The organism is Arthrobacter sp. P1_D12 (assembly GCF_056406175.1).
In genome coordinates, this window is the sequence record NZ_JBFUAR010000026.1 from 95,207 (window position 1) to 115,714 (window position 20,508).

Here is a 20,508-nt window from a genome sequence, read left to right on the forward strand (position 1 = left end):
ATTCACATACACCGCCCCGGCAGGCACCAGCAGTTTCCCAGCATGACGCCGGCGCGGCAGGCATAGAAGGATGTACGCAATGGCAAGTCTCGGTGAACTGGAACGGGCAGTGATGGACCTGCTCTGGGCAGGCCAAGAAGCTGCGACAGCCAATACGCTGCGGGACCTCCTCGCACAAAGCACCCAGCCCCAGGACGGCAGCGCCGGACACGTGGGCAAAGACCTCGCGGTCACCACGGTGCTGACCGTACTCTCGCGCCTTGAGCGGAAGGGCCTGGTGGAACGCGAACGCGGCACCCGCCCGCACCGCTACCAGGCCGTCTCGAGCCGCGCGGACCACACCGCGGAACTCATGCACGAGGTCCTCGGCTCCGCTCCGGACCGCGAAGCCGTCCTGGCCCGGTTCATTGGTTCCGTCACGGATAACGAGGCAGAAACCCTGCGCAAGCTTTTGGGCCGCAGCTAGCGCCCGATGTTCTGGACCTCATATTTTCTGGCGGTCCTGGCGATAGCATTGGCGTGGCCGGTGCCTATCCTCCTTTCCCGTGCCCAATGGCCGGCCCGCTCCCCCTTCACTGCGATGCTGTTGTGGCAGGCGATCGCGCTGGCCGGTGGCCTGTCCATGATCGGCGCCATGCTCGTTTACGGGCTCGAGCCGGTCGGGGACAACCTGCTCTCCGGCCTGCGGGCGCTGGCTGGCATGGTCTTCCACAATGCCCCCACCACGGAACTGGGCTTCTGGCACATCTTTGCGCTCTCGGCCGCGGCCCTGCTGACGGCGCACCTGGTATTTACCCTGCTGCTGACCTACTACAAGATCCAGCGCCAGCGCCGCCGCCACCGCGAGCTGCTGGACCTCCTGGCTTCGCCGTCCTCCGACGGCCCGGGGACGATGGTCCTGAACGTGGACTCGCCTGTGGCGTACTGCCTGCCCGGCGGCGCACGGTCCGTGACGGTTCTCTCCGACGGCCTCATGGCCGCCCTGGAGCCCGATGAGTTGCGTGCCGTGCTGATTCACGAGAACGCCCACCTGAGCCAGCGCCACCACCTCCTGCTGTGGGCCTTCGCCGCGTGGCGCCAGGCGCTGCCCTGGCTGCCCACCACCCGGCTGGCGCAGGAGTCGGTCAACTCTCTGATCGAGATGCTGGCCGACGACGTCGCGCTCAAGACGGAGAGCAAGGCGACCCTGATCAGGGCGATTGCCATTGTGGCTAGCGGGTCCCCGGCCACCCCCGCGGTGCGCCTGGCGTTCGGCGAGCCCGGCGTGGCCGACGGCGACCCCAGCCAGCCCGGCGCCACCGGAGGCAGCGGCTCGGCGGGTACGACGGCGTCACGCGTCAGCCGCCTGCTCTCGCCGCAGCCGCCGCTGCCGGAACCGCTGCGCGCCGCTGTCCTGGCCTGCTGCGTGCTGCTGCTGGCCGTGCCGACGGCCCTGCTGCTGGTCCCCGGCCTGCTCGGCTAAGTCCGGCTCCCTGCCACCCTGGTCCCCGTCGGCGGGGCGTCAGGCGTCGATGCGGTCCCGGTCCAGGTTGGCGGCGCCTGCAATGATGAAGTCCTTGCGCGGCGCCACGTCCGAGCCCATGAGGAGGCCGAAAGTCTCTTCGGCCTGCTTGGCGTTCTCGATCCCGACCTTCCGGAGCGTCCGGTGCCGGGGGTCCATGGTGGTTTCGGCCAGCTGCTCGGCATCCATTTCGCCCAGCCCCTTGTACCGCTGGATCGGCTCCTTGTAGCGCTTGCCCTCCTTGGCGAGCCGCGCCAGCAGGACATGGAGCTCAGCCTCGGAGTAGGTGTAGATCATCTCGTTGGCCTTCTGGCCGGCGTTGACGACCTCCACACGGTGCAGCGGCGGGACGGCGGCGAAGACGCGCCCCTGGTCGATCATCGGACGCATGTAGCGGAAGAAGAGCGTCAGGAGCAGGGTCCGGATGTGGGCGCCGTCGACGTCGGCGTCTGTCATCAGGATCACTTTGCCGTACCGGGCGGCGCTGATGTCGAACGTGCGGCCGGAACCAGCCCCCACCACCTGGATCAGGGCAGCGCACTCGGCGTTGGAGAGCATGTCCCCCACCGAGGCCTTCTGGACGTTGAGGATCTTGCCGCGGATCGGCAGGAGCGCCTGGAAGTCGGAGGACCGCGCCAGCTTGGCGGTGCCTAGCGCGGAGTCACCTTCGACGATGAACAGTTCGGAGCGTCCGACGTCGTCGGTGCGGCAGTCGGCGAGCTTGGTGGGCATGGAGGAGGTTTCCAGCGCATTCTTGCGGCGCTGGGTTTCCTTGTGGACCCGCGCCGAGATGCGGGACTTCATCTCGCTGACGATCTTTTCCAGCAGCAGCGCGGACTGGGCCTTGTCGTTGCGGTTTGCGGAGGTCAGCTTCGCGGTGATCTCCTGTTCCACCACCTTGGCCACGATGGCCCGGACGGCGGAGGTGCCCAGGATTTCCTTGGTCTGGCCCTCGAACTGCGGTTCGGCCAGCCGGACGGTCAGGACCGCGGTCAGGCCGGCGAAGATGTCGTCTTTTTCGATCTTGTCGTTGCCGGCCTTGAGCTTGCGGGCATTGGTCTCCACGGCCTTGCGGAAGGTCTTCAGCAGGGCCTGCTCGAAGCCGGACTGGTGGGTGCCGCCCTTGGGCGTGGAAATGATGTTGACGAAGGTCCGGACCGTGCTGTCGTAGCCGATCCCCCAGCGCAGCGCGACGTCGACCTCACAGTCGCGTTCGACCTCCGCGAGCTGGCTGTGGCCCTTTTCGTCGAGGACGGGGACGGTTTCCTTGAATTTCCCGGCACCGTGGAGGCGCCAGATATCCGTGACGGCGGGGTCGGCGGCGAGGAAGTCGACAAATTCGGAGATGCCGCCGTCGTGGTGGAAGACCTCCTCATGCGGGCCCGATTCTCCGGGCGTGCCGGCAATCCTGCGTTCATCCCGGACCGTGAGCTTCAGTCCGGGCACCAGGAACGAGGTCTGGCGGGCACGCGCGGCGAGGTCATCGTAGGAGAATTTGGCGTCGGGCGTGAAAATCTGCCGGTCCGCCCAGTAGCGGATCCGGGTTCCTGTCACGCCGCGCTTGGCCTTGCCCACGACATCGAGCACAGAGCCGTCGATGAAGGGTTCGAACAGGGTCGCGGGGTCCGGCTTGGTGCCCGGATCTTTGAACCGGCCCGGCTCGCCCCGGCGGAAGGACATCTTGTATGTCTTGCCGCCGCGGTCCACTTCGACGTCGAGGCGGGCCGAGAGCGCGTTGACCACCGAGGCGCCCACGCCGTGCAGGCCGCCGGAAGCGGTGTAGGAGCCGCCGCCGAACTTTCCGCCGGCGTGCAGTTTGGTGAAGACGACCTCGACGCCGGTCAGCCCGGTTTTCGGTTCGACGTCCACGGGGATGCCGCGGCCGTCGTCGTGGATCTCGACCGAGTTGTCCGCGTGGAGGATGATCTTGATGTCGTGGCCGAAGCCGGCGAGGGCCTCGTCGACGGAGTTGTCGATGATTTCCCAGAGGCAGTGCATGAGGCCGCGGGAGTCCGTGGAGCCGATGTACATGCCCGGGCGCTTACGGACGGCCTCGAGGCCCTCCAGCACGGAGAGGTGCCGGGCGGTGTAATCAGAACTGGGTGCCACGGGTCGTGAACTCCTTACAGGATCGGGACAGCCACCGCAGCGTGCGCAGGCGGCAGTCACAGAATTTGACGCTCTTCCTAGGTTAGTCGGACTCCGGGTGATCGACGGTCTGCCACTCCCCGCGGGGGCTCTCCGGCCACCCGCCGTTACTGAGACGTGATACGCGGACAGCGAAAGTAGGCCATCCGTGCCATGGTTTGGCCACGAATGCTGGTTATATAGGTATACCGATCTACTAAGGAGGCCGAACATGACAACAGCAGTTGCGGACCGCACACTGACCGCCGCAGACCGGTGCGATCGTTGCGGAGCACAGGCATATGTCCGAGTTGTTCTCGGTGCCTCCGGCGGTGAGCTTCTTTTCTGCGGCCACCACGCACGCGCCGTAGAACCGACCCTCAAGCCGCTCAGTTCAGACTGGCATGATGAGACTGACCGCCTTCACCAGAAGGCCCCGGTTCCGGTCGACTAGACCGCACCGGTTTCAGCCCGGCGCCCTACAGGGTTCCGGGCGACTTGAGACCACTGCATCAGGGCCCCTCCATACCGGAGGGGCCCTGATTCGTTAAGTGCTGGTTCGTCAGGTGCCGGTTCACTGAGGTGCCGTGCACCCCGCCGCAGCGGCAAAAAGCAATGCGGGCTCCCTTCCGGCCCGTTCCTCCGGTGAGGATGGGCGGGAAGCGACCCCGCATTGCTGAGAACCTTTACCCGGTCTGCGACCAGTGGCGCTTAGTCCAGGTAGTCGCGCAGGACCTGTGAGCGCGACGGGTGCCGCAGCTTGGACATGGTCTTGGATTCGATCTGGCGGATGCGCTCACGCGTCACACCGTAGACCTTGCCGATTTCGTCTAAAGTCTTCGGCTGGCCGTCGGTAAGGCCGAAGCGCATTGCTACCACGCCGGCTTCGCGCTCGGAGAGGGTGTCCAGCACCGAGTGCAGCTGTTCCTGCAGCAGGGTGAAGCTCACGGCATCCGCGGGAACCACGGCTTCGGAGTCCTCGATGAGGTCGCCGAATTCGGAGTCGCCGTCCTCGCCAAGCGGGGTGTGCAGCGAGATGGGCTCGCGGCCGTACTTCTGGACCTCCACGACCTTTTCCGGGGTCATGTCGAGTTCGAGAGCCAGCTCCTCCGGGGTGGGTTCGCGGCCGAGGTCCTGCAGCATCTGGCGCTGGACGCGGGCCAGCTTGTTGATGACTTCCACCATGTGCACCGGGATGCGGATGGTGCGGGCCTGGTCGGCCATGGCGCGGGTGATCGCCTGGCGGATCCACCAGGTGGCGTAGGTGGAGAACTTGAAGCCCTTGGTGTAGTCGAATTTCTCGACCGCACGGATCAGGCCCAAGTTGCCTTCCTGGATCAGGTCCAGGAACAGCATGCCGCGGCCGGTGTAGCGCTTGGCCAGCGAGACGACGAGGCGGAGGTTGGCCTCCAGCAGGTGGTTCTTGGCCCGTTTGCCGTCGTGGATGACGAATTCGAGCTCGCGCTTGAGTTTCGGATCCATGGTGCCGTCGTCGGCGGCGATCTTTTCTTCAGCGAAGAGACCGGCCTCGATCCGCAGGGCCAGGTCTACTTCCTGTTCGGCATTCAGCAGGGCGACCTTGCCGATCTGCTTCAGGTAGTCCTTGACTGGGTCGGCGGTGGCGCCGGCAGACATAACCTGCTGCACCGGAGCGTCGTCGTCGTCGGCGTCGGAGTAGACGAAGCCGGAGCCGGTGGTGGCCGCAGCCTTGCCGGCGACTTCCTCGCCTTCTACTTCGTCGCCGAGCTCGGCGGCGTCGGGCGTGATGTCGTCGAGATCCTCTTCCGCGTCGACGTCATCGTCAGACGTACTGGCAGAGTTGCCGGCGGCTTCTGCCGCGGCTTTCGCGCCGGGCTTGGGCCCGCGCTTCTTGGGCTCAGGCTTGGCGACGGTGTCGCCACCCTCTGCGGAAGCGGCGTCCTTGACAGCCTTGTTGGCTGCGCGCGTGGCGGCGCGCTTGGCGTTGGTCGCCGCCTTCTTCTCCTCAGGGGACAATTCGGCCTGGTCGGCGGGTTCCTTCTTCGCGGAAGACGGGGTCACTGAAAACCTTTCTAGCTGCGGTCTGCGGAATCACCATACGGGCAACACCACTATGACCCTGTCAAGTCCGTGTTCAACATCAGGTGCAACCACGACCAGCAGAGCCACTTAGTAGAACTGCTGGCGCGGCCTTAATGTTCCCTGTTTCCAAGGATCATTTAGGGCACTTGATACACGGACCCAACCGGGTCTCGGCAACCATTGTCTCACGGTTTTCAGGCCAGGTGCCTTTCGCGACGCCGGGTCGACGATATCGCGGCGCCTTCGCCCGCCGCGTCAGGACCTCATGCCGCGTACGGGGCAAACTTCTGCCAGGCAGCCTCCCGCCTTGCAGCCCAGCCGCAAAGGGTGCCGCGCCGGCCAAGCTCTGCCAGCAGTTCCGCGAGCCTGTATCCCGGGTGGCCCTGCAAGGCCTGGCAGTAGAGCGCGTCGGCGTAGGAGCCGCGGCCACGGCACCATTCGATCCAGCCCCGCGCCGTCACGGCGGCTGCTGTTGCCTCCCCGTCACCAAGACTGCCGAGCCGTTCCAGGACCCGCTCGAGCCCGACCATCAGGGTCCAGTCCGGGGCCGACGGCGCCAGTCCGAGCAGGACTTCCCCGTAACCGGGAACAGCCCCCGCATCAGGCACGGCTCCGGCGGCGGACCGGCCGCTGCCGGGTGCCACCGGCAGGGGCATCCGCGGAGCGGACCTGGACCGTGAAGTGCGGCCGGACATTAACCCCGGCAGGGGGCTGGGCGTCGGTCGGAGCCGTGAGGCGGGCGTGTCATCGGGGAAAGCGGCGGACCCGGGGTCTGGGTCGAAGATACCGAAGTCCTCGGCGCCACGTTCGGCCGCGGACCGTCCGGCGGCCGCCATCACCAGGACCGCATCCCGCCATGACGGAATGCACAGGCTGGCCCGCAGGTAGCCGGCGAGTTCCGGTGAGAGCTGAAGCGGCCGGCCAATGGTCCAGGGATCGGGCGTCCCGGAGCCGGTGGTCCCGGCGTCGGTGCCGGCGTCGGGCGTCCCGGAGCCGGTGGTCCCGGCGTCGTTCCCGGAGTTGGTGGTCCCGGAGTCGGTGGTTCCGGCGCCGGGGACGGCACCGGGCGTCCCGGAGCCGGTGGTCCCGGCGTCGTTCCCGGAGTTGGTGGTCCCGGAGTCGGTGGTTCCGGCGCCGGGGACGGCACCCCTAGCCGCGTCACCCGGGGTGGGGACAGGAAGGTGCTCCTGGCCAACGGCGGCCTGCATGGCCATCATCCAGACATCGAGGACCTGGTCGAATTGGGCCCGGTCCCGCCGTCGCGGGGAGAATTGTTCCGCCCAGCCGCACTCGGCAAGGCTCACCGCGGGGTCCACCGGCAGCGGCGCCGGGCTGGTCCCCTGGGCGCCGGGGACCGCGCCGACGCTGCTGCCGCGGTATACCATCTCGGCGTTGAGCCTGCTGTTCCTGATCTGCTCGACCGGCCGACCCGGCATCCCACAGCATTCCGGATCGCTGCAGTGTGCGTTGCGCCAGAACTCAGTACCGATAATCCAGGCATCCCTCAACGGCAATCCGGCTGCCTCAAGGGCAAGCTCGAGTTCTTCGAGCAGGGGCGCCCACGCATGGCCACCGCCGGGACTCTTCGAATCGGCGTCGGCGTCGGCGTCAGTGAAGAAGGCCAACAGCGAACCGTCCGCGGCGTCGTCCGCCTGCAGATAGGCCACGACATTTCGGGCGAAGCCGGCCAGCATGTCCCTCCGGCCTGAGCCGCCTCCGGGCACGGGGAGGTCGACCCGCAAGGTGGCTCCGAGGCGTTTGCCCTGCAAGGTCATGGCCACGAGGCTGTCTTCCGGCCAGTAGCCGAGGGAGTGCGGGATGAAGCCCAGGATGTCTTCGGGGCCGGTGATTCTCAGGTGATCGGGAGCTGTCATAAGCCCAGCTTCGCGGCGGCCGCGTCCCGGGTGACAGTACCGGGTTGCGCTATGTGGATAAACGAGGGTGGATAGCCGTCCGTGGATAGCCGTCCGTGGATAAGCAACAGTGACTGGACGCACAAGGCACGAACGCCTGATGACAATCGCCGGCAGACCAGCCCATACCGCCCAAACAGCTGGTTCAGGGCGTGCGGCGGCGCTCCGCGACCAGCCTGCGCTGCTCGGCCAGGGACTTGAGCAGGGGTGGAACCATGACTCCCTGGGCCGCCATCTGGCGCCGGACCTTCCGCCGGGTCACCATGATGGCTCCTGCTCCCCCGGCCAGCAGCAGGAACTGCACGCTCAGGGCCACGCGGAACGGATCCAGGCCGTAGAGCTCCCCTTGCGAGAACCCGGAGGCATGCAGGACGTCGAGCACCAGCCCGATCAGGTAAATGGACACGAGCGCTGCGATGAAGCCACCCACGTTGACGATCCCCGTGGCGGTGCCGAGCCGGTGGGCCGGGTTGAAGGTCCGGGCGAAATCGAAGCCGATCATGGAACCGGGGCCGCCGACGGCGAGTGTCACCACCAGCGCAGCCAGGAGCCAGAGCGGCGCGCGTCCCGGCACCAACAGAACCGCCGCCCAGGCGGCAGCGGTGCATCCGGAAATGAGCAGCACCATAGTGGAGCGCCGCAGCGGATGCCGGGCAACGAATCGGCCCATCAGGGGTCCGGCGGCGATGGCGCCGGCGACGTACAGCGCCATGAGGGCCGAGACCGTGCCGCGGTCCAGCCCCTCGGCGGAAATCAGGAAAGGGTAGCCCCACGTCATGGCAAAAACGGTGCCGCTGAACTGGACGGTGAAGTGGCTCCACAGCCCGAGCCGGGTTCCGGGTTGCCGCCAGGCGTGTCCCAGCGAAATGCCGGTGGCACGCAGCCCCTGGGACTGTGCCGGTGCGGAGTGCCCGGGCGGAAGATCCTGGAGCAGGATCAGCACCAGCACGACGGCGAGGCCGGACATCGCGGCGAGCGTCAGGAAGGCCGGCGTCCACCCCGCGGAGTGCAGGATCATGGCGAACGGCACCACGCTGAAGAGCTGGCCGAGCTGGCCGGACATGCCGGTCAACTGCGTCAGGAGCGGGACGCGCCCCGGGGCGAACCAGAGCGGGATGAGCCGGATGACGGAAATAAACGTCATGGCGTCACCGGCGCCCACCAGGACACGTCCCAGGACTCCGCCGGGAATGTTGTCGGCAAAAGCCAGCTGAAGCTGGCCGAGTCCCATCAGGACACCACCGCCCGCCAGCATAGCGCGGGAGCCGAACCGGTCCACCAGAATGCCCACGGGAATCTGCAGCGCCGCATATACCAGCAGCTGCAGCACGGTGAAGAAGGAGATCTCCGCGGCACTGGCGTGGAAGCGTTCCGTTGCCTCCAGGCCGACCACCCCGAAGGAGGTCCGTTGGCTGACGGCCACGAGATAGGCGAAGATCCCGACGATCCAAATCAGCCAGGCGCGGGGGGAGGTCACTCCCCCATTATGCCCGGCTCAAGATAAATAGTATTTATTCGCCGGGTTCTTTACGGGCCAGGTACGCCTCGACGGCGGCACCAAGAGCGTCGGCGTTGGGGAGCTGGTCGTTCTCGTCTGCCAGCAGGGACCTCCGGACCGTCCCCTCGGCCTTTTCGTCGTATCGGGTCTCCAGCCGTGAGACCACCTGCTGGACCTCCTCGGATGCCTCGATCTGCTCGGCAATCTGCCGGCCCACCTCGCGTCCCGCCTCGCGCAGACGGTCGGTCGGCAGCATGAGCGACGTTGCCGCGCCCAGGTACTCGAGCCCGGCGACGGCGGCCGTTGGGTACTCGGCTTCGGCCAGGTAGTGCGGCACATGGATCACATAGCCGGCGATGTTCCGGCCGGCCTCCGTCAGCCGCAGCTCCAGGATGTGGCCCACCGCGGCCGGCACCTCCACTGTGGGCTTCCAGACAGAGATTCCCTCGATCAGCTCCGGCCGGTTGCCGTGCACGGTCACACCGACCGGCCGGGTGTGGGGAACGGGCATCGGGATCGAATGGATCCAGGTGACGAGGTTGACGTCGAGCTCCTCGACGAGGCCGACGACGGCGCGAGCGAAGCGCTCCCATTGCAGGTCCGGCTCGAACCCGGCAAGGAGCAGGAACGGGCTGCCCAGTCCGTCGACCAGCCGGTAGAGCGCCAGGCTCGGTGCCTGGTAGTCCTGCAGGTGGTCCTCGACGAAGCTGACCTGCGGGCGCCGGGACCGGTAGTCGATCAGCTGGTCGGCGTCGAACTCGGCGATCATCTCGGCATCGAGCGTGTCCAGCAGTTCAGCGGTGATCTGCCGGACCACGTGGCCCGCGTCGGCGAAGCCGGTGAACCCCATGACGAGGTTGAGTCCGCGCAGTTCGGTGCTGGAGAACAGCGCGTCATCACGGATATAGAGCGACTGGGGATCCAGCAAAGAGCCGGAAATCCGTTCAATCACGGCGTGTTCCTTTCACGATGGCGGCGGTGGGAGAAGCGGGGCGCAGTCCGCCATTCGGGCGGTGCCTGGCGGAACGGCCAGCCAGGCGGATCCTGCCGGCCAGTCCCATGGAGCACTCACCGCTCCGCAGCGTCTCTACCAATACAACGCCCCGGCACCCGGGCTAATTCCTGCCCGGGGTGTGCTCCAGCTCTCATTCGATTGAATTTCCGCACGGTCGAGAGACTACGATCGGTGATGGCCCTAGGGCCTGTTTTGCAGACACCGGGTTGCGTCCCAAACCGACGGCGCCCCGGGATCCGTGGCAGGGCGCCAAACATGCAGTTCCTGCCGAATATCACCGAGAACCATCACAGAGAATTGAGGACTGTCCTCGTGGTCAAGAATAGTGAAGTCAAACTTAGTGCAGTCGCAGGGGATTTGAAGAAGTCCCCCAGCGATGCCCTCGTCATCGGCGTCGGACAGGGTCCTGACGGCCCCGTTCTGCTCGACAATCCACTGACGGCCAAGGCCGCGGAGGCCCTGGCGGAATCACTGAGCGTTCTTGGCATCACCGGCGCGGCGGACCAGGCTCACCGGCTGCCCGGCCTGCCCGAGGCGGGAGCGACCATCCTGCTGCTCGCCGGCGTCGGCAAGCTTTCGGCCACGCAGCCGCTCTCCGAGGAGGCACTGCGCCGCGCCGCCGGCTCGGCCGTCCGCCAGCTGGCCGGCGTCGCCACCGTCACCCTTGCCCTGCCCACGACCACCCTGGCCGAGGTCGCGGCGGTCGCCGAGGGCGCCGCGATGGGCGCCTACTCCTACACGGAGTTCCGGTCCTCCAAGGACGGGCTCAAGGACCCGGTGAAGAACGTCATCATCCGCACCGACTTCGCCACGGACAAGGCGCTGGCGCCGGTCCTGAACCGGGCATCCCTGATCGGCACTGCCGTGAACGCGACCCGCACGCTGGTCAACCAGCCGCCGAGCCACCTCTACCCCGAGTCCTTCGCCGACGCCGCCAAGGAACTTTCCAAGGGCCTGCCGGTGAAGGTGACCGTCTGGGACGAGAAGCGTCTTGAGAAGGAGGGCTTCGGCGGCATCCTCGGCGTCGGCAAGGGCTCCACCCGGCAGCCGCGCCTCGTAAAGGTCGAATACGCCCCGGCGAAGCCCACGGCCAAGATCGCCCTCGTGGGCAAGGGCATCACCTTTGACACGGGCGGCATCTCCATCAAGCCGGCCCTGGGCATGGGCGACATGAAGTCCGACATGGCGGGTGCCGCCGTCGTCCTCAACACCGTCCTGGCCCTCGCGGGCCTCGGGCTGCCCGTCAAAGCGACTGCGTGGCTCTGCATCGCCGAGAACATGCCCTCCGGCGCTGCACAGCGCCCGGCGGACGTTCTGACGATGTTCGGCGGCAAGACCGTTGAGGTCCTCAACACCGACGCCGAGGGGCGCCTGGTCATGGCCGATGGCATCGTCGCCGCCAGCCAGGAATTCCCGGACGCCATCATCGACGTCGCAACCCTCACCGGCGCCCAGCTCATTGCCCTTGGCGACCGCACCGCCGGCGTAATGGGTTCCGACTCCCTCACCGGCGCCATCAAGACCGCCGCGGACCGGGCCGGCGAGCTCGTCTGGCCCATGCCGCTGCCGGAAGAACTCCGGGCCAGCCTCGACTCCCAGGTCGCCGACATCGCCAACATTGGCGAACGCCACGGCGGCATGATGACGGCGGCCGTCTTCCTGCGCGAGTTCGTGGGCAAGGGCAAGGGCGGGGAACAGATCCCGTGGGCGCACATCGACATCGCCGGCCCGTCGTTCAATAACGGCAGCCCCTACGGCTACAACCACAAACAGGGCACGGGCTGCACCGTCCGCACCCTGGTGGCCTACGTCGAGGACATCCTCGCCAAGACCGTCTAGCGCATCGCGGCTTTGTGGCCGGGGCGGCGATGCCTTCCCGCAAATGAAAGGGAACCGGCCGGCTGGCACAATCACAGCAGACAGGTTCCAAGACCAGATGATGCGTACTCTCGTGTCATCGTTCACGCGAGGGAGCGTTTTAGTGGCCGATCAGGCAACTGCGCAAGAATTCGACATCCTGGTACTCGGCGGCGGCAGCGGCGGCTACGCCACCGCACTGCGTGCTGTCCAGCTTGGCCTCACCGTCGGCCTCATCGAAAAGGGCAAGCTCGGCGGCACCTGCCTGCACAACGGCTGTATCCCCACCAAGGCCCTGCTGCACTCGGCAGAGCTGGCGGACCACGCCCGCGACTCGGCCAAGTACGGCGTCAACGTGACCCTTGACAGCATCGACATCACGGCTGTCAACGCTTACAAGGACGGCATCATTGCCGGCAAGTTCAAGGGCCTGCAGGGTCTGATCAAGGGCAAGAAGGGCATCACCGTCATTGAGGGTGAGGGCAAGCTTCAGGGCACCGACACCGTCGTCGTGAATGGCACCGCGTACAAGGGCAAGAACATTGTCCTCGCGACCGGCTCGTACTCCCGCACCCTGCCGGGCCTGGAAATCGGCGGCAAGGTCATCACCTCCGACGAAGCCCTGACCATGGATTACATCCCCAAGAGCGCGATCATCCTGGGCGGCGGCGTGATCGGCGTCGAGTTCGCTTCGGTCTGGAAGTCGTTCGGCGTCGACGTCACGATCGTCGAAGGCCTCCCGTCGCTGGTTCCGAACGAGGACGCCACGATCGTCAAGGCCTTTGAGCGCGCCTTCAAGAAGCGCGGCATCAAGTTCTCCACCGGTGTCTTCTTCCAGGGCGTCGAGCAGAACGACGACGGCGTCAAGGTAACCCTCGTGGACGGCAAGACCTTCGAGGCCGACCTCCTGCTCGTCGCCGTCGGCCGCGGCCCCGTCACGGCGAACCTCGGCTACGAAGAGGCCGGGATCACGATCGACCGCGGCTTCGTCATCACCAACGAGCGCCTGCACACCGGCGTCGGCAACATCTTCGCCGTCGGCGACATCGTCCCCGGCGTGCAGCTCGCGCACCGCGGCTACCAGCAGGGCATCTTCGTCGCCGAAGAGATCGCCGGCCTGAAGCCGGTCATCGTCGAGGACGTCAACATCCCCAAGGTCACCTACTCCGAACCCGAGATCGCCACCGTCGGCTACAGCGAGAAGGCCGCCAAGGAGAAGTTCGGCGAGGACCAGATCCAGACCCAGGAATACAACCTGGCCGGCAACGGGAAGAGCTCCATCCTGGGCACGTCCGGCCTGGTCAAGCTGGTCCGCCAGAAGGACGGCCCCGTCGTCGGCGTCCACATGATCGGCGCCCGCATGGGCGAGCAGATCGGTGAAGCACAGCTGATTGTGAACTGGGAAGCCTACCCGGAGGACGTGGCCCAGCTGGTCCACGCCCACCCCACCCAGAACGAATCCCTGGGCGAGGCGCATCTGGCGCTGGCGGGCAAGCCGCTCCACGGCTAGCAGCTCCGCCCGCACCACCGCATGAACTCAGAGCTTGGTGCACCCGGCCCGCAAAGCCGGGGGGTCGGTGACCGGGTAGAGGTGGACGAGCCGCTGCTCGAAGTCTCCACCGACAAAGTAGACACCGAGATCCCCTCTCCGATCGCCGGCGTGATCGAGGAAATCCTCGTCGCCGAGGACGAGACCGCTGAAGTTGGCGCCCCGCTGGTCCGCATCGGCTCCGGCGACGCCGCCCCGGCCGCGGCAGAGGCTCCGGCCGCGGCCGCCGAAGAGGCACCGGCTCCCGCCGCAGCGGCGCCGGCCGCAGAAGAGGCTCCCGCGGAGGCTCCGGCCGCCGAGGCCCCTGCCGCCGCTCCGGAATCTGCTCCGGCAGGTGAAGGACACGATGTCACGCTGCCTGCCCTGGGTGAAAGCGTCACCGAAGGCACTGTGACCCGCTGGCTGAAGAGCATCGGCGACACTGTAGAGGTCGACGAGCCGCTGCTCGAGGTTTCCACCGACAAGGTCGACACCGAAATCCCGTCCCCGGTTGCCGGAACCCTCCTGGAAATCCGCGTCAACGAGGACGAGACGGCCGAGGTCGGATCCGTCCTGGCCGTCATCGGCTCCGGCGCCGCGGCACCGGCCGCACCGGCCCCCGCCGCGGCCCCCAAGCAGGAAGCAGCACCGGCAGCCCCCAAGCAGGAAGCGCCGGCCGCCCCCGCACCGGCAGCAGCACCGGAGGCTCCCAAGCAGGAAGCTCCCGCAGCGGCTGCTCCGTCTGCGCCCGCCGCCCCGGCAGCTCCCGCGCCTGCGGCAGCAGCTGCCGCACCGGCAGAGTCCGGCTACGTCACTCCCCTGGTCCGCAAGCTGGCCAACCAGCAGGGCGTCGACATCGCGGCCCTCACCGGCACCGGCGTCGGCGGCCGCATCCGCAAGCAGGATGTGCTGGCAGCTGCCGAGGCAAAGGCAGCACCGGCCGCAGCCCCCGCCGCATCTGCGCCGGCAGCCGCACCACCCGCAGGTGCAGCCTCCTCGCTGCGCGGCACCGTGCAGAAGGCCCCGCGCATCCGCCAGGTCATTGCCCGCCGCATGCGCGAGTCGCTGGACATCTCCACCCAGCTGACCCAGGTCCACGAGGTCGACATGACCAAGGTTGCCAAGCTGCGCGCCAAGGCCAAGAACTCCTTCCAGGCCCAGAACGGCTCCAAGCTGACCTTCCTGCCCTTCATCGCCAAGGCTGTTGCCGAGGCCCTGAAGCAGCACCCGAAGGTCAACGCCTCCTACGACGAGGACAAGCAGGAGATCACCTACCACAACGCCGAGCACCTGGCGATTGCGGTGGACACCGACAAGGGCCTGCTGGTTCCGGTCATCTCGGACGCCGGCAACCTGAACCTTGCCGGCCTGGCCGGCAAGATTGCCGACGTCGCCGACCGCACCCGCAGCGGCAAGATCGGCCCGGACGAGCTCTCCGGCGGCACCTTCAGCATCACCAACATCGGTTCGGTGGGCGCCCTGTTCGACACCCCGATCATCAACCAGCCGCAGGTTGCCATCCTCGGCACCGGCGCGATCGTCAAGCGGGCCGTAGTGGTCGCCGACGAGAACGGCGATGACTCGCTGGCCATCCGTTCGATGATGTACCTCTCCCTGACGTACGATCACCGCCTGGTCGACGGCGCCGACGCAGGACGCTTCCTGCAGACGCTGAAGGCACGCCTTGAGGAAGGCGCCTTCGAGGCCGACCTCGGACTCTAGGGTCTAGAAGCACACTGACGGCGACGGCGGTACGGGCTCCGGTGGGAAACCACCGGGCGCCCGTGCCGCCGTCGCCGTTTTTGCTGTTCCTCCCCGGGGCCGCGGCGGGTCCTACTACGGTGCGTAGAAGACTCTGGCTACACTGATGCCATGAACATCGTCTATAACGTCATGGTCTTCCTGCACATCATCGGCGCCGCCATGATTGTCGGTATCTGGATCGGCCAGATGAAGAAGCCCACCGTCCACCCGCGCCAGTTCGACGGCGCGATGCTGCAGCTGATTACGGGCATCATCATGATGGGGCTGATCCCGGTCCTGGACATGAACGCCAACTACGCCAAGCTCGGCGTCAAGCTTGTCATCGCCCTGATCGTCGGCGTCCTGGCCTTCATTGGCCGCCGCAAGTACAAGAAGGGCGAGCCGATCAGCAAGGGCCTCGCGAACAGCGTTGGCGGCCTGGCACTGCTCAACGTTGCGATCGCGACCCTGTGGCAGTAACCGGCTGACTGCACCTGCCATGACGGCGCCGCTCCCCCSCGGGGGKGCGGCGCCGTCGTTGTTTAACTGCCACCGTTAAGCCGTCAGTCGCCGGCGATGCAGAATTCGTTGCCCTCGGGATCCTGCATCACATCCCAGTGGAAGTCGCCGATACCATTGCCCTCCACGAACCCGGCACCGAGGGACTCGGCGCGGGCGCGCAACGCCGCAGGGTCGGGCCCATGGATGTCCAGGTGCAGGCGCCGCCTGCCCTCCGTGGGGTCCTGGACCTGCTGGAAGGCCAGCTGCGGGGCCCCTGGGCCGGCGGGCTCCAGCCAGACGAACTGCTCGAAGCGCGAGGAGACGCCCGTACCCAACAAGTCGGCCCAGAACTGCGCCAGGCGCGCGGCATCGACGGCGTTGACCATGATCGTGGCAATACGCGCCACGGGCGCCCCTGGCACCTGCGCATCTTCGGTAAGTTCCATGACGACACTGTACGGGTCACAATCCTCTGACAGCGGAACCCCCGTGCGGCGGCCGCACAGAATCCCTAGGATTGATCACGGCAGGCTCCGGCACCAGCCGGACCCCTGATTCACAACGACGTCGAGGAGTGGACATGGCTACAACACGCACCGCACACACTGTATGGAATGGCGACCTGATGACAGGCGCCGGCAACACCACCCTGGACAGCTCCGGGCTGGGCAACTTCGACGTCACCTGGAAGGCGCGCGCCGAGGCCGCCGAGGGCAAGACCAGCCCCGAGGAGCTCATTGCGGCAGCGCACTCCGCGTGTTTCTCGATGGCGTTCAGCAACGCCCTGGCCCAGGCCGGCCACACGGCCGAGGAGATCAACACCAAGGCCGACGTGACGTTCCAGCCGGGTACCGGGATCACCGGCAGCCACCTCACCCTGGCCGCGCGCGTCCCGGGCATTTCCGCCGACGATTTCCAGCGGCTGGCCGAGGAAGCCAAGACCGGCTGCCCCGTCTCCGCTGCCCTGACCGGCATCGAAATCACCCTGGACGCCACCCTGGCCTCCTAGCCCGGCTGCAGTACCACGAGGCCCCCGCCGCCCGGGATATCCAGGGTGGCGGGGGCCTTGCCGTCTGTCCTGCGCGGACCGTCTGTGCGGGCCGCGCCCGGGAGCGCCTAGGCCTGGCCGGCCTGCTGGCGCGCAGGCAGCGGTGCGGGCCGGACCCGGCGGTAACCCTCGCGCAGCGGCGGACGGTCCGTGGGCAGTTCCTGGATCATTTCCTTCAGCGCCCCGATTCCGTACTCCAGTTGCGGGTCGGTTCCGGCGGCGTAGGCGTGCGGCGGGAAGGTCACCTCGATGTCAGGGGTGACGCCGAAGTTTTCCACGCCCCAGCCAACACCACCGGCGAACCAGGTGGCGTAGCGCGGCTGGGTGACGCCGGTGCCGTCGGCCAGCGCGAAGCGGTTGTCGATCCCGACGACGCCGCCCCAGGTGCGGGTGCCAATGACGGGCCCGATCCCCCGCAGCTTGGAGACCTGCGTGATGATGTCGCCATCGGAGCCGGCGAACTCATCGGTGAGAATGATGACCGGTCCGCGGGGAGCGTGGTGCGGGTACGTCCGCGGCTTTTCCCCGCGCGGCATGCTCCAGCCGGTGACCTTGCGCCCGATGAGCTCGGCCACGAGCTGGGAGGTGTGGCCGCCGCGGTTGCGCCGGACATCGACGATCAGTCCGTCCAAGGCCGTTTCGGTGTCGAGATCGCGGTGCAGCTGTGCCCAGCCGTTGGCCATCATGTCCGGGATGTGCAGGTAGCCGAACGTCCCGTTCGAGGCTTCCCGGACAGTTCGCCGGTTGCCGGAGACCCATTCCTGGTAGCGCAGGCGCTCCTCGTCCTTGACCGGGACCACGGCCACGCGGCGCTGGGCGCCCGCGGCCGCCCCATGGCCGGCGCCATTGCGCAGCGTAAGTTCCACGGCGCGGCCGGCCGCGCCGACAAGCTGCATTGCCGGGGTCCGCGTTTGGGTCAGTTCGACGCCGTCGATCGCCAGCAGGATATCGCCCGGCTTCGCGTCGGCGCCGGGACGGGTCAGCGGCGAAGTGGCCAGCGGGTCCGAGGACTCCCCCGCCAGGATGCGGGTGATTTCCCACCCCTCGCCGGTGAACCTCAGGTCCCCGCCGAGGCGGCCCTGAGGGCTGCTGCCGTTCTCGACAGCGGCCATGGGCCGGACGTAGGCGTGGGAGGTGCCGAGCTCGCCGTGCAGCTCCCACAGCAGGTCCACCAGGTCGTCATGGGAGCCGAGGCGTTCCACCACCGGGCGGTAGCGGGCGTGGACGGACTCCCAGTCCTGGCCGGCCATGTCCTCGGTCCAGAAGAAGTCGCGCTGGAGCCGCCATGCCTCGTCAAAGGCCTGGCCCCACACGCTGAGTGGGTCCAGCTGCACCCGGATGCGGCCAAGGTCCACCTTGACCAGCTGGCCGGAGTCCTCATCGGCCTTGGCGGCGGCCGGCGCCACGCGGATCTGCTTGTCCTGGATGAACACGATCTTTTCGCCGTCGCCGGAGAGCCGGTAGCTGTCCAGGGCCTCAACGATCGTGGCGGTACGGCGCTTGGCCAGGTCGTAGCGGACCAGGCTCGGCGCCGCGCCCTTGTCCTCGAGGCTGGCCCGGCCCTCACCGGTGGTGCCGGCGAGCTCGCTGTCCAGCCAGAGCAGGGCGCCGGCGACGGCGGTGAGTCCGGCGTAGTTGCCTTGCGGCACCGGGACCCCGATGACGCGGTGGGCCAGGCCCTCGGCGTCGACCCGCACGGACGGCACGGGTTTGGCCGCCGGTTGCGGCCCGGACGCAGCAGCCGCTGTTCCGGCGGCACCTGCCTCGGCGTCGGCGTCGAAGTGGAGGTCGACGCTCGGGCCGAAGGGCGACGGGGTGTCGGCGGCGAGGGCGACGAGGTACGGCTTGATCGGGCTCGGGAAGGACAGATCGAAGGAGTGCCCGTCGTAGACCGGGTCGAAACTGCGGTTGGAGAGGAAGGCGAGGTATTTGCCATCCGGGGTGAACGACGGCGACTCGTCGCGGAACCGGCCGTCGGTGACGTCAATGATCGCAGCTCCAGTGCCGTCGTCGATCCGGGTGATCCGGAGCCGGCTGCGGGACCCGAAGGACGTGACCGGCTCGGACCAGCCGAGCCACGCGGAGTCCGGGGACCATGTGAATCCATCAATGCTGCCCTCGCCGATGCTGCTCAGCTGGGATATCGTGCCCGTGCGGGTGTCGGCAAGGTAGATATCACCGAACGCCGTGCCGACCGCGAGCCAGCGCCCGTCCGGGCTGGCTTCGATGGCGCTGGCCCGGCTGGGCTTGGGGAAGTCGATCCGCGTCAGTTCATCGGAGGCGGGCGCGGCCTCCACGGCGCCCGCACCGGCCCGGTCGGGCCCGGAGCCGGAGATGGAGCCGGCTGCGTCTGCTGCAGCCGGGGCCGGGACTGCTGTGACCGGGCCGGACACGGAACCGTTTGCAGCGGCGGGGATTGATCCTGCGCCGGTCAGGGCGGCTGCGGACACCGGCTTGGGCAACTGCATGCCGGCGTCCTCGGCGGAAGCAGCGGGCCGGGCCGTTGCCTCGGCAGCGGACTGCACGGCCGGCTGCGGGGCCTTCGATGCTGCCGCGGCCGCTCCGGCCAGGGGCGCCGCAATGGCTTTCAGGTACAGGGCCTCGACGCCGTCGTGGTCGGCGACATAGGCGATCCGGCCCTCGCCGAAGGGCCGCGGCAGCCGTGCCCGGACGCCCGGGGTGGCCTCGAGGACGCGGGAAGGGCCGTCCTTGTGCCGCAACCAGTGGACGGTTCCGTGGGATTCGACGGCGCTGGACGCGCCCGTGCGGTCCGGTACGACGTCGCCAAGGTGCTTCGAGGGCTTCAGCGGGGCAGGCCGGCGCGCCTGCGAGGCGGAACCGAGCACAATGTCGAGCTTGACGGCCTCGGCGTCGAGGCTGGGCAGCAGCCAGAGCTCACCGGCCGATTCGAAGATCACGCGTTCGCCGTCGGTGGCGGCGTGGCGGACATAGAAGTCCTCGTGGTCCGTGTGGCGCCGCAGGTCGCTGCCGTTGGGCAGGACGGAATAGAGGTTTCCGTAGCCCTCGTGGTCGGACAGGAACGCGATCCGTCCCTTGACCCACAGGGGGTCGGTGAGGTTTCCGTCCAGCGCGGCAGCGAGCCGGACGAATTCGCCGTTTCCGTCCGCGTCGATCCACAGCTTGCCGGCGGCGCCGCCGCGGTAGCGCTTCCACCAGGCCGGCTCACGCGAGAGGACGCTGGCGAGCACCACAGGGCGTTCGTCGCCGACGACGGGGCCATAGGCCACGGACTCGACCGGGCCGAACGGGAGTTCCTGCGCCCAGCCGCCGGTCACGGGGAGGCTGTAGGCGTGGGTGTGACGGCTGTCGGACTGGCGGAACGCGCTGGTGACCAGGACGTCGCCGTCGGGGGTGAAGCCCTTGACCCGGGTGGAAGGGTGGCCGAAGTAGCTCAACTGGCTGTAGCCGCCGCCGTCGACGTTGGCCGTGACGACTTCCGGGGCAGTCCCTTGGACGACGGTCCAGACCAGACGCTTGCCGTCGGGGGTGAAGCGGGGGTTGCGGGCCGGCAGTTGCAGGGAGGATACGCGCCAGGCGCGGCCCCCGCCCACGGGTGCAATCCAGACGTCGTCCTCGGCCACAAAGGTGACCAGATCGCCGTGCAGATGCGGGAAACGGAAGTAACTCGAGGGGGTCATCGTTCGATCATAGCCACAACGGTCCTTACGGCCCGGGAGGTTTCGCGGCCGTGCCGG

The 20,508-nt window shown here is 67.8% G+C and carries 15 protein-coding genes; 8 read left to right on the top strand and 7 right to left on the bottom strand.

The annotated features are described in order from the left end of the window. Positions 1-79 precede the first annotated feature (79 nt). Both AC1DZV_RS18345 and AC1DZV_RS18350 read left to right on the top strand, forming a co-directional pair. A complete protein-coding gene (locus AC1DZV_RS18345) occupies positions 80-466 on the top strand; it encodes a BlaI/MecI/CopY family transcriptional regulator (protein ID WP_018772400.1) in 387 nt (128 codons plus the stop codon). A 6-nt stretch (positions 467-472) separates the two neighbouring features. Then, positions 473-1,462, top strand: a complete 990-nt coding sequence (locus AC1DZV_RS18350) for a M56 family metallopeptidase (RefSeq protein WP_476950178.1) — start codon at positions 473-475, stop codon at positions 1,460-1,462. A gap of 39 nt (positions 1,463-1,501) precedes the next feature. Here AC1DZV_RS18350 and AC1DZV_RS18355 read toward each other — a convergent pair whose 3' ends face one another. After that, the gene (locus AC1DZV_RS18355) at positions 1,502-3,610 is read right to left on the bottom strand and encodes a DNA gyrase/topoisomerase IV subunit B (RefSeq protein WP_476950177.1); all 2,109 of its coding nucleotides are present in this window, start codon (positions 3,608-3,610) and stop codon (positions 1,502-1,504) included. Positions 3,611-3,860: 250 nt separating this feature from the next. Between AC1DZV_RS18355 and AC1DZV_RS18360 the strand changes: the two genes are divergently transcribed. Then, positions 3,861-4,082 (top strand): DUF7455 domain-containing protein, encoded by a 222-nt coding sequence (locus tag AC1DZV_RS18360; protein WP_026266251.1) that lies wholly within the window; start codon positions 3,861-3,863, stop codon positions 4,080-4,082. Between the two features lie 257 nt (positions 4,083-4,339). On the opposite strand, the gene AC1DZV_RS18365 is transcribed toward AC1DZV_RS18360, so the two are convergent. From AC1DZV_RS18365 to AC1DZV_RS18380, 4 genes are all read right to left on the bottom strand, one after another. Further along, positions 4,340-5,668 carry an RNA polymerase sigma factor gene (locus AC1DZV_RS18365; protein ID WP_028276426.1) on the bottom strand — a complete coding sequence of 443 codons (1,329 nt, stop codon included), beginning with the start codon at positions 5,666-5,668 and terminating at the stop codon, positions 4,340-4,342. A 284-nt stretch (positions 5,669-5,952) separates the two neighbouring features. Continuing rightward, positions 5,953-7,563: a DUF4192 family protein gene (locus tag AC1DZV_RS18370; RefSeq protein WP_476954312.1), complete on the bottom strand. Its 1,611-nt coding sequence runs from the start codon at positions 7,561-7,563 to the stop codon at positions 5,953-5,955. Positions 7,564-7,747: 184 nt separating this feature from the next. Beyond that, on the bottom strand, positions 7,748-9,079 hold the full coding sequence (locus AC1DZV_RS18375; RefSeq protein WP_243179410.1) for an MFS transporter: 1,332 nt from the start codon (positions 9,077-9,079) through the stop codon (positions 7,748-7,750). Between the two features lie 34 nt (positions 9,080-9,113). Continuing rightward, positions 9,114-10,052, bottom strand: coding sequence for a proteasome assembly chaperone family protein (locus AC1DZV_RS18380; RefSeq protein ID WP_079553781.1), 939 nt, complete (start codon positions 10,050-10,052; stop codon positions 9,114-9,116). Between the two features lie 375 nt (positions 10,053-10,427). On the opposite strand from AC1DZV_RS18380, the gene AC1DZV_RS18385 reads away from it, so the two are divergent. The 4 genes from AC1DZV_RS18385 (at position 10,428) to AC1DZV_RS18400 (ending at position 15,723) form a co-directional block, all read left to right on the top strand. Continuing rightward, positions 10,428-11,954, top strand: a complete 1,527-nt coding sequence (locus AC1DZV_RS18385; RefSeq protein WP_476950175.1) for a leucyl aminopeptidase — start codon at positions 10,428-10,430, stop codon at positions 11,952-11,954. 142 nt (positions 11,955-12,096) lie between these two features. Then, positions 12,097-13,482: a dihydrolipoyl dehydrogenase gene (lpdA, locus tag AC1DZV_RS18390; RefSeq protein ID WP_018772391.1), complete on the top strand. Its 1,386-nt coding sequence runs from the start codon at positions 12,097-12,099 to the stop codon at positions 13,480-13,482. A 21-nt stretch (positions 13,483-13,503) separates the two neighbouring features. Then, complete coding sequence (gene sucB, locus AC1DZV_RS18395) at positions 13,504-15,222, top strand: 2-oxoglutarate dehydrogenase, E2 component, dihydrolipoamide succinyltransferase (RefSeq protein ID WP_476954313.1); 1,719 nt, start codon at positions 13,504-13,506, stop codon at positions 15,220-15,222. Between the two features lie 150 nt (positions 15,223-15,372). Further along, positions 15,373-15,723 (top strand): hypothetical protein, encoded by a 351-nt coding sequence (locus AC1DZV_RS18400; RefSeq protein ID WP_028276422.1) that lies wholly within the window; start codon positions 15,373-15,375, stop codon positions 15,721-15,723. Positions 15,724-15,806: 83 nt separating this feature from the next. Here the strand turns inward: AC1DZV_RS18400 and AC1DZV_RS18405 are convergent, their stop codons facing one another. Then, positions 15,807-16,190, bottom strand: coding sequence for a VOC family protein (locus AC1DZV_RS18405; RefSeq protein WP_476950173.1), 384 nt, complete (start codon positions 16,188-16,190; stop codon positions 15,807-15,809). A 134-nt stretch (positions 16,191-16,324) separates the two neighbouring features. Here AC1DZV_RS18405 and AC1DZV_RS18410 point away from each other — a divergent pair, with 134 nt between their 5' ends. Beyond that, the gene (locus AC1DZV_RS18410) at positions 16,325-16,753 is read left to right on the top strand and encodes an OsmC family protein (RefSeq protein ID WP_026266249.1); all 429 of its coding nucleotides are present in this window, start codon (positions 16,325-16,327) and stop codon (positions 16,751-16,753) included. 107 nt (positions 16,754-16,860) lie between these two features. Here AC1DZV_RS18410 and AC1DZV_RS18415 read toward each other — a convergent pair whose 3' ends face one another. Next, positions 16,861-20,451: a S41 family peptidase gene (locus AC1DZV_RS18415; RefSeq protein WP_476950172.1), complete on the bottom strand. Its 3,591-nt coding sequence runs from the start codon at positions 20,449-20,451 to the stop codon at positions 16,861-16,863. Positions 20,452-20,508 lie beyond the last annotated feature (57 nt).